The 8,435-nt window shown below is 74.2% G+C and carries 6 protein-coding genes and 1 pseudogene; 6 read left to right on the top strand and 1 reads right to left on the bottom strand.

Annotation, left to right across the window (positions count from 1 at the left end; genetic code table 11):
* Positions 1-14 precede the first annotated feature (14 nt).
* The 3 genes from ACFPIJ_RS36240 to ACFPIJ_RS36250 all read left to right on the top strand — a co-directional run bounded on the left by ACFPIJ_RS36240 (position 15) and on the right by ACFPIJ_RS36250 (position 2,616).
* Positions 15-917, top strand: a complete 903-nt coding sequence (locus tag ACFPIJ_RS36240; RefSeq protein WP_380122148.1) for an ADP-ribosylglycohydrolase family protein — start codon at positions 15-17, stop codon at positions 915-917.
* Between the two features lie 155 nt (positions 918-1,072).
* The gene (locus tag ACFPIJ_RS36245) at positions 1,073-1,591 is read left to right on the top strand and encodes a SigE family RNA polymerase sigma factor (protein WP_380122150.1); all 519 of its coding nucleotides are present in this window, start codon (positions 1,073-1,075) and stop codon (positions 1,589-1,591) included.
* Positions 1,591-2,616, top strand: a complete 1,026-nt coding sequence (locus ACFPIJ_RS36250; protein WP_380122152.1) for a TolB-like translocation protein — start codon at positions 1,591-1,593, stop codon at positions 2,614-2,616. Before ACFPIJ_RS36245 ends, ACFPIJ_RS36250 begins: the two co-directional genes overlap by 1 nt.
* A gap of 15 nt (positions 2,617-2,631) precedes the next feature.
* Here the strand turns inward: ACFPIJ_RS36250 and ACFPIJ_RS36255 are convergent, their stop codons facing one another.
* Positions 2,632-2,937, bottom strand: a complete 306-nt coding sequence (locus tag ACFPIJ_RS36255; RefSeq protein ID WP_380122154.1) for a hypothetical protein — start codon at positions 2,935-2,937, stop codon at positions 2,632-2,634.
* A gap of 124 nt (positions 2,938-3,061) precedes the next feature.
* Here ACFPIJ_RS36255 and ACFPIJ_RS36260 point away from each other — a divergent pair, with 124 nt between their 5' ends.
* From ACFPIJ_RS36260 to ACFPIJ_RS36270, 3 genes and pseudogenes are all read left to right on the top strand, one after another.
* Positions 3,062-4,567: a hypothetical protein gene (locus tag ACFPIJ_RS36260; protein WP_380122155.1), complete on the top strand. Its 1,506-nt coding sequence runs from the start codon at positions 3,062-3,064 to the stop codon at positions 4,565-4,567.
* Complete coding sequence (locus tag ACFPIJ_RS36265; protein ID WP_380122157.1) at positions 4,564-5,535, top strand: hypothetical protein; 972 nt, start codon at positions 4,564-4,566, stop codon at positions 5,533-5,535. The genes ACFPIJ_RS36260 and ACFPIJ_RS36265 overlap by 4 nt, the downstream gene beginning before the upstream one ends.
* Positions 5,535-8,435, top strand: a pseudogene (locus ACFPIJ_RS36270) (hypothetical protein); the annotation flags it as partial. The gene ACFPIJ_RS36265 and the pseudogene ACFPIJ_RS36270, both read left to right, overlap by 1 nt.

Below are 8,435 nucleotides of genomic sequence, written 5' to 3' on the forward strand. Positions count from 1 at the left end.
TCATTGCTGTCGACATGACCTCATTCGATCTCTGTTGCGAAAGCCTTGACGGGTTGTCCGTCGGCGACGCGGTCGGCGCCCAGTTCTTCGTGCCCGGCACCACCGTCGGCCACATCACCGATGCAGACGAGCCGGCCGGGGCCTGGCCGTGGACCGACGACACCGAGATGGCCTGCTCGATCGTTGATGAGCTCGCCGTCCACGGCAGGATCGACCGGGACCGGCTGGCCGCTGCGTTCGCCCGGCGGTACGAGCCGTATCGCGGCTACGGCGGCGGCGCCGTGGTCATCCTGCATCAGATCCGCGACGGGGTGCCGTGGCGGGAGGCGGCCCGGGCCGCGTTCGACGGGCTCGGCTCGATGGGCAACGGGGCCGCCATGCGGGTCGCCCCGCTCGGTGCGTTCCACTCGGGGGACTCGCGCAGTGCGGCCCTCGACGCGATGCGGACGGCGGAGGTCACCCACGCGCACAGCGAGGGCATCCTCGGTGCGGTCGCCGTGGCCGTCGCGGCGGCCGAGGCGGGGTGGGCACGGCTCATCGCCGCACCGCTGGAGCCGGTCGAGCTGCTCGACGCGGTGCTCGCGTACCAGGTCGACAGCCAGGTGAAGAGCGGTCTGGTCCGGGCCAGGGAGCTGATCGGCGTGAGCGTGGCCGAGGCCGCGTACACGCTCGGGAACGGCTCGCAGGTCCTCGCGCAGGACACGGTGCCGTTCGCGCTGTGGGCCGCCGCGACCCACCTGGACGACTACCGCGCGGCGATCCTCGCGTGCGTCGAGGCAGGTGGGGACGTCGACACCACGGCCGCGATCGTCGGTGGCGTCGTCGCCGCGGCGGTGGGCCGGGGCGCGATCCCCCGGGACTGGCTCGCCCATCGCGAGCCGCTGCCGGCCTGGGTCCGCACCGCTGGTGAGTTGTAGCCGCGCGGCGGTGCAGGCCTGGGTCCGCACCGCTGGTGAGTTGTAGCCGCACGGCGCTGCCGGCCTGGGTCCGCATTGCCGGCGAGTCGTAGCCGCACGGCGGTGCAAAGTTTCCGCCACCCTCAGCGTCGGAGAGGGTGAAGGAGGTGCCCGCCGTGGACACACCCGAGGAGGCCGAGTTCTCGGCCTTCGTCGAGCAGCGTGCGCACACGCTGCTCAAGACCGCGTACGCGCTGACCGGCGACCGGCACGCCGCGGAGGACCTCGTGCAGACCGCCCTGGCCAAGGCGTTCTCGCGGTGGCGGCGGATCGACGAGCCAGAGCCGTACCTGCGCAGGATGATCTACAACGAGTTCGCCTCGGGGTGGCGCAGCCGGCGACGGCAGGCCGAGGTCAGCGTGCCGGAGCCGCCGGAGCGGGCGGGCAACAGGGTGATGGAGGCCGACACCGCGCTGCGGCTGCTGCTGCGCGACGCCCTGCGGGCGCTGCCACCCCGGCAGCGGGCGGTGCTGATCCTGCGGTACTTCGAGGACCTGAGCGTCGAGGAGACCGCAGCGGTCCTGTCCTGCCGGCAGGGCACCGTGGCCAGCCAGGCAAACCGTGGGCTGGCAAAGCTCCGCCAACTGGTACCCCAGCTGGACTGGTCGCCCGATCTCGTGGAAGGACGGCACTGATGCGGTTCGAACAGCTGCTGCACGAGACCATCGACGAGATGGCCGGTGAGATGACGGCGCCGAAGGCCGGGCTCGCCGCGCGGAGCATGGCCAGGGGCCGGCGCATCCGCCGGGCCCGCCGGGTCGCCACCGCCGGTGCTGCGATCCTGGCGGCCGTGGCCGTCGCGCTGCCCTGGACGTTCCTGTCGCAAAAAGACACCGCCGCACCGTCCCCAGCGGCGTCAGCACAGCCGACGAGGACGCCGGCGATGACGAGGACGGAGCTGCCCGGCGGCTGGGTCGTCATCGGCGTGGGCGACCAGGTCCTCGACCGGCCCACCAACGAGTACGTCCTGATGCGCAAACCCGTCCTCCCGGCCCCGGCCGGCAACCGGATCCTGGTCATCGACGGGCCGGAGTCGCTGCAGCTCACGAGCGTGCGCGGGGCCGATCCGGTCACCGTGGATCCGGCCGGACTCGTCGGCACCTTCAACTGGTCCCCGGCTGGTGACCGGCTCGTCGGCGGGATCAGCCAGAAGGAACCGTTCAAGATCGGGTTCGCCGTCGTCGACGCCCGGACCGGCGCGATCAGCAAACACTGGATCGACCACGACCGGTACGACTGCAGCCGCTGCGACTTCACCTGGACCCGTGACGGGCAGGAGGTCGTCATGCCGATCGCCGACCGCTCCGGCGGCGAGGCGGAGGAGCGGGTCAGCCAGCTGCAGCTCTTCAATGCCGGCACCGGCGAGCCCACCGTGTCGCTGCCGATCACCGACCTGCCGGCCGGACCGTTCGCCTGGTCGCCCGGCGGTCGCTACGTCGTCGTCGGCCCGGCCGGCACGTCGCAGGGCTGGCGGCTCTACGACACGACTACGGGTCAGAACCGGCCGTTCCCCTATCCGGCGGTCTGGGTGACCGCGGACGTGCTGCTCGCCACCAAGGACGGCAAGGTGATCACCCTCACCCCCGACGGCGCCGTCACCGCGACCATCGACGTCGCGGTGCCCAACCCCGGCATGATCACCTTCGGGCCACCACGATAAAAAGCAAAAAAGCGTTCAAAGCAGCGGATCTGGTACTTTCAGCGGCCGCTCGACGGCATCCTGCGCTGCCACGGCGGCCATCAGGGCCCGATACTCGGCCGGGTCCAGGTCGCCGGTCAGCAGCCGGTCGAACGCCTTCGCCTCGCGGCGGGCGAGGACCGGGCCGGCGGATCGCGGCGGTGGCAGCGGCCCGAACCTGGCCGCGAGCCACCGCGCGGCCCGGGGCTCGTAGGCGCCCTCCAGGCGGTGATGCCGGATCATCCACGCGTGCAGGGCGATCAGCACCGCGTACGCCACGGTGACGAACAGCACGACGAACACCTCCGCAGGCTACGCGCGCCGTCCCCCTGACGTGCCGCGGCAGGTCGGCAATGTGACCCCACCGGATTCGCCCGATATCCTGGCAGGCCGGACGGCAGGCGGGACAACGGGGGAGCGGCAGCGCGTGGTGCAGGAGTGGCAGCCGGACCTGTTCGACAGCGGCCCGGTCACCAGTTCCGCGCAGCCGGAGGTCCGTTCGCCGGCCGCCGACGCGTCGATGCGGGCCCGGTGGCGGGCGCTGATCCTCACCGACCCGGTCGCCCGCCTGGTCCGCAACGCCGCCCACACCGGCGTCCACCAGGCCTATGACCTGCGCCAGCTGGCACTCGCCGCGGTCGACATCGCGGTCGCGTCGATGGGGTTCGCGCGCCAGGTCACCCTCGCCGAGCTCATCGAGTCGATCTCGGAGCTTGCCGCTGTCATGCATCCCGGCGGTGCCCCCGACGACCACCAGGACGCGGCGCGCTGGGTCGTCAAGGGGCTGCTCAACGACGCCGACAACCAGGGCGCGTTCGTCTACTCGTTCGTCGACGCGCTCGGGTCACCGCCCCGTCGCGAGGAGTACGCGTTCAAGCTCCTGCAGCTGCAGGACGGCCCCGACGGCGCGGTCGTGCTCGCCTCGCACCAGGCGGTGATGCTGTACCTCAACGGCCTCGACCTGGACGTCGACGACGCCGAGGCGGCGTTCTCCGTCGTGTTGCAGCGCCAGTTGCGGGACCGGCGGTTCGAGGCCGCCGCCCGCACCGCGACGCAGGCGGAGCGGGTGTCCGTGGCGATGTCGGCCTCCCTCGCCGACGTGCTCGACGCGACCCGCCGCGACGTGCGCGCGTTCGACTGGATCACCGACGTGCCGCACCGCCTCGCCCGCGCCCGCGACCACGTCGAGGCCCGCATCGCCGCCGACGCGGAGGTGCTCAACCACGTCGCGGCCGGTATCGACACCGAGACCGACAGTGCCGTGCGGCAGGCGTCCGGCGATCTCGTGGAGACCCTGCGGCGCATCCGCCGGGTGCATCTGGACCTCGCCGAGCGGGTCGCCGGCGCCCGGGGCGTGTTCCTGCAGGCGCACCTGACGCAGGTCTTCGCCCGCCGGGTGCACCTGCGGCTGCTGAACATCGAGCCGGAGCTGTTTCATCCGGTGCTGGACGCGCCGGCCGACGAGGCCCGCGTCGTGGCGGAGGCGTTCGGCGACCGGGTGCTCGGGCTGCGGGTCCCCCGGCTGCTGCACCTCGACGGGCTCGTCGACATGCTGCTCGCCCCGCCGCGGACCGCGGAGCCCGACGACGTCGAGCCGGAGACGCCCGGCGAGGTCGAGGGCGTGGACCTGCAGGCGTACCCGCCGGCGGTGGTGGCCGAGGCGACCCGCATCCTGCGCCGCGCTTCGGACCGGCCGGTGGCGCTGTCGTCGCTGCTGTCCTCGCTCGACCCGACCGCCTCCGGCGACGACGTGCGGGAGCTGGTGCTGCTGACCGCGCTGTGGTCCTACGCGCCGGACGTCACCGACCCCGAAGAGGATCTCACCGCACTCGTCTCGGCGCTGTCGGCGGAGCGCTCCGGCGACCGCCTCGAACATCCCCTGGCGTGGGGCGACGACCTGCTGGTCAGCTACGAAGGAGGGCTCGAGGCGTGACGGTCCCGATCGAGGACGTGTGGTCGGCCGCCGAGCTGGTCGCGTTCGGGCTGCGCACCGGCGCCCGGCCGACCGACGGCAACACCTACGGGCAGCTGCTGGAGCGGTACCGCACCAACACCGCCTTCCGCGACGCCGTCGACACCGTCGCCGGCGGCCTCGGCCTGGTCGTGCTGGGTGCGCCGGCCCGCACCGGGCTGGTCCTGAGCACCCAGCCGGGCAGCGTGTTCGCGCTGCGGATGGCGGACCTGCGCGGCGGGAGCATGGCGGCCGACGACAAACTCATCGCCGGTCTGGTCGTGCTGGGCATCGCGGCGTACGCCTTCCCGCACGACGTCGACCTCGACGGCACCGACGTGAAGATCGTGGAGGTGGCGGCGCTGGACCGGTTCGTCCGCGACGCGATCGAGCGGGTCCTCGCCCTGCCCGGCGATCCCGACACCGTCGACGGGCAGGCCCGCAAGGCCGCCGAGGTGTACCGGCGGACCGCCGCGTTCAAACCGAAGGACCGCCTGCCCGGGCCGGCCCGTGGTTGCACGCAGTTCGCGGTCCTGGAGGTGCTCGGCTGGCTGGTCGAGCGGGGCGCGGCGCGGCAGCTGCCGCAGATGGGCGCCATGTCGTTCCAGTTGACGGACCGGTTCCGGCTGCTCGTCGCGGACGTGGCCGGCGGCGAGGCGCTCGAGGCGCTGCGAACGGTGCGCCGCGGGACGGCGTCAACGGTGCCCGCTGCTGCTGCTCCGGCCGCGGCTGGCGCTGCGGTGGCGGCTGCTGGTCCGGTCGTTGCTGCTGGTCCGGTTGCGGCTGGCGCTGCGGTGTCGGCTGCTGCTTCTTCGGCCACGGCTGCTGGTCCGGTTGCGGCTGGCGCTACGGTGGCGGCCGCTGCTCCGGTGGCGGCGGCTGGTCCGGTCGTGGCTGCTGGTCCGGTCGTGGCCGCCGTTCCGGGGATGTCCACTGTGGAGGGTGACTGATGGTGGCGCCCGCGCGGCTCTGGCAGATCCGGCGCATCTACCTGGACCGGGTCGGCTCGCCCGCGGCGCGGTTCCGCGACGTGTGGCTCGACCTGACCGGACGGGACGGCCGGCCCCTCGACACGATCCTGTGGATGCGCAACGGCGGCGGCAAGTCGACGCTGATCGCCCTGGTCTGCGCCCTGATCCGGCCCGACCGGCGGGACTTCCTCGCCACCGCCACGACCGGCAGGCACCTGGAGGACTGCATCCTCGGCGCCGACACCGGCCACGTCGTCGTCGAGTGGACCGATCCGACCGGCCGCCGGCTCGTCACCGGCGCCGTCTACGAGTGGACCGACCGCGTCCAGCCCGCCGACCCCAACGCCGGGCACGACCGGTTGAAGCAGACCTGGTACGCCTTCACCCCCGGCCCCGACGTCGAGAGCCTCCCGTTCGCGGGCGCCGACCTCAAGGAGTTCGTCCGCGCCGTCGAGGCGCTGCCCGCCACCGCGGAGACCGTCGTCACCACGAAGCAGGACCGGTGGGCGCAGGCGCTGCACGACCGCGGCCTCGACCCGGGCCTGTTCACCGCGATCCTGCGGATCAACGCCTCCGAGGGCGGCATCGAGCACCACTTCAAGTTCAAGACGTCCGACGACTTCGTGCAGTACCTGCTGAGCCTCGTCACCGAACCGACCTCGGCAACCAAGGTGGCCGCGATCCTGCGCGGCACCCGCGAACGCCTCGCCCGCCAGCCGCGCCTGCGCGCCGAGGTCGCGTTCTGCGACGAGGCCGTCGACCTCCTCGACGTCCTGGACCGCGCCCGCACCGCCGTCACCGCCGCCACGTCCGACGCCGGCGCGACCCGGCAGGCGGCGCTGCGCCTCGCCGCCGCGTTCACCGGTGCCGCCACCCGCGCCGCGTCGCAGGCCGCCGCGCACGAGTCGGTGGCGGCCGCCGCCGCGCTCGCCGCGCAGGACGCACAGTCCCGCGCCGCCGCTCTCGACGTGCTCCTGCGGGAGGAGCAGTGGCAGGCGGCGTCGCGCCGGCACACCGAGGCACTCGCCGCCCTCGACGACGCGGCGCGGACCGTCCTGGACCGGCACCGCCTGCACCGCGCCTGGCAGCTGGTGCCCGTCCTCACCGACCGCGACCAGCTCACCTCCCGCCTCGCCGTGGCCCACGGCCGCCAGCGCGAGGCGGAGGCCGGCGCCGCCCCGCTGCGGCAGGCGAGGGCGGAGGCGGCCGCCGGATACCTGGCGGTGCTGCGCGACGCGTGCGCCGAACTCGACGACACCGTCGCGACCCTGACCGGGCAGGCCGCGGACGCCGCCGAGCAGCAGTCGAAGTCCCGCGCCCTCGCCGACGGGCTGCGCGCCGACCTCGGCGGCCTGGGCGGCCGGCAACGCTCGATCGAGCAGCACCTCGCCGCCTTCGACCACGACCTGACCGCCGCCGCCACCGCCGGCCACCTGACCACCACCGTCCCCACCCCACCGGCCCGCACCTCGACCGCCGGCGCCGCGACCCGGGCGTCGGGTGAAGGACTCGCGGTTGCTGACCTGACAGCGGCCGATGACCTTGCGAGCGGCGCCGGCCGGGCGTCGGGTGACGGGTTTGTGGGTGGTGCTGGCCGGGCGTCGGGCGATGGGCTTGTGGGTGGCGCTGGCCGGGCTGTGGGTGGCACCGGCCAGGCGTCGGGTGACGGGTTTGTGGGTGGTGCTGGCCGGGCGGTGGGTGGCGCCGGCCGGGCTGTGGGTGGCGCTGGCCGGGCGTCGGGTGACGGGTTTGTGGGTGGCGCTGGTCGGGCGCCGGGCGATGGGCTTGTGGGTGGCGCTGGCCGGGCTGTAGATGGCGTCGGTCAGGCGTCGGGTGACGGGTTTGTGGGTGGCGCTGGCCGGGCTTTGGGCGGCTCCGATCGGGCGTCGGGTGACGGGTTTGTGGGTGGCGCTGGTCGGGCGTCGGGCGATGGGCTTGTGGGTGGCGCCGGTCGGGCGGTGGGTGACGGATCCGCCGGTGGTGTCGTGCCGCTCGGGGCCACCGTCGAGCGGCTCGCCGCAGCGCTGGCGGCGGCGGAGGGGGACGACGACGAGGCGGCGCGGCGGCTCTCGGAGGACCTGCCGGCCGAGGCGGAGAAGCTCGACGCCGACCGGGCCGCGCACGAGCTGGAGCGGGCCTCGGTGCACGCCGCCGTCACCGAGCTGACCCGGCAGCTGGCCACCCTCGACAGCGCGCGCACGCCGCTGCTCGCCGAGATCGACACCCTGGCCACCGACCCGCGGCTCACCGCGCTCACCGAACGCGACGTCGTCGACCCGATCGCCGAGCACCGGCTCCTCGTCGACCAGCTGTCGGAGGCGATCGTCGGCGCCGACCGGCAGCGCATCCAGCTGGCCGTCGCCGACGCCGAGGACGACCGGGCGGTGCAGGCGCTGGCGTCCCCGCGCGGGCTGCTGCCGGCGTCACTGGACCTGGCCCGCGCCGCCGACGTCCTCGCCGCAGAACGGATCCCGGCCAGCACCGGCTGGCACCACCTCGCCGACCGGGTCCCGCAGGACCGCTGGGCGTCCGCCGTCGACCGCGTCCCGCACCTGGTCGGCGGGCTGCTCCTGCACGACGGGGCCGACCTCGCCCGGGCCCGCGAGGCACTGCACCGGGCCCGGCTGTTCCCGACCAGCGCCGTGCAGGTCTCCACCACCGCCCACCTCGACCAGGCCGCCGCCGGGACCGCCCCGGCGGGCGCCGTAGCCGTCCAGGCCGCCGCCGGGACCCCCGCCACCGGTGGCCAGACCACCGGCGGGACCCCCGTGACCGCTGCCGCAGCCGGCGTCCCGGCCGTCAGCGGGACAGCTCCCATGATCGGCGCTGCAGCTGGCGCCGATGTCCAGGTCGGCGGCGGAACCGCTGCCGTGGCTGGT

Origin of the sequence: Dactylosporangium cerinum, from assembly GCF_042653625.1 — a bacterium.
Taxonomy (GTDB): Bacteria; Actinomycetota; Actinomycetes; order Mycobacteriales; family Micromonosporaceae; genus Dactylosporangium; species Dactylosporangium cerinum.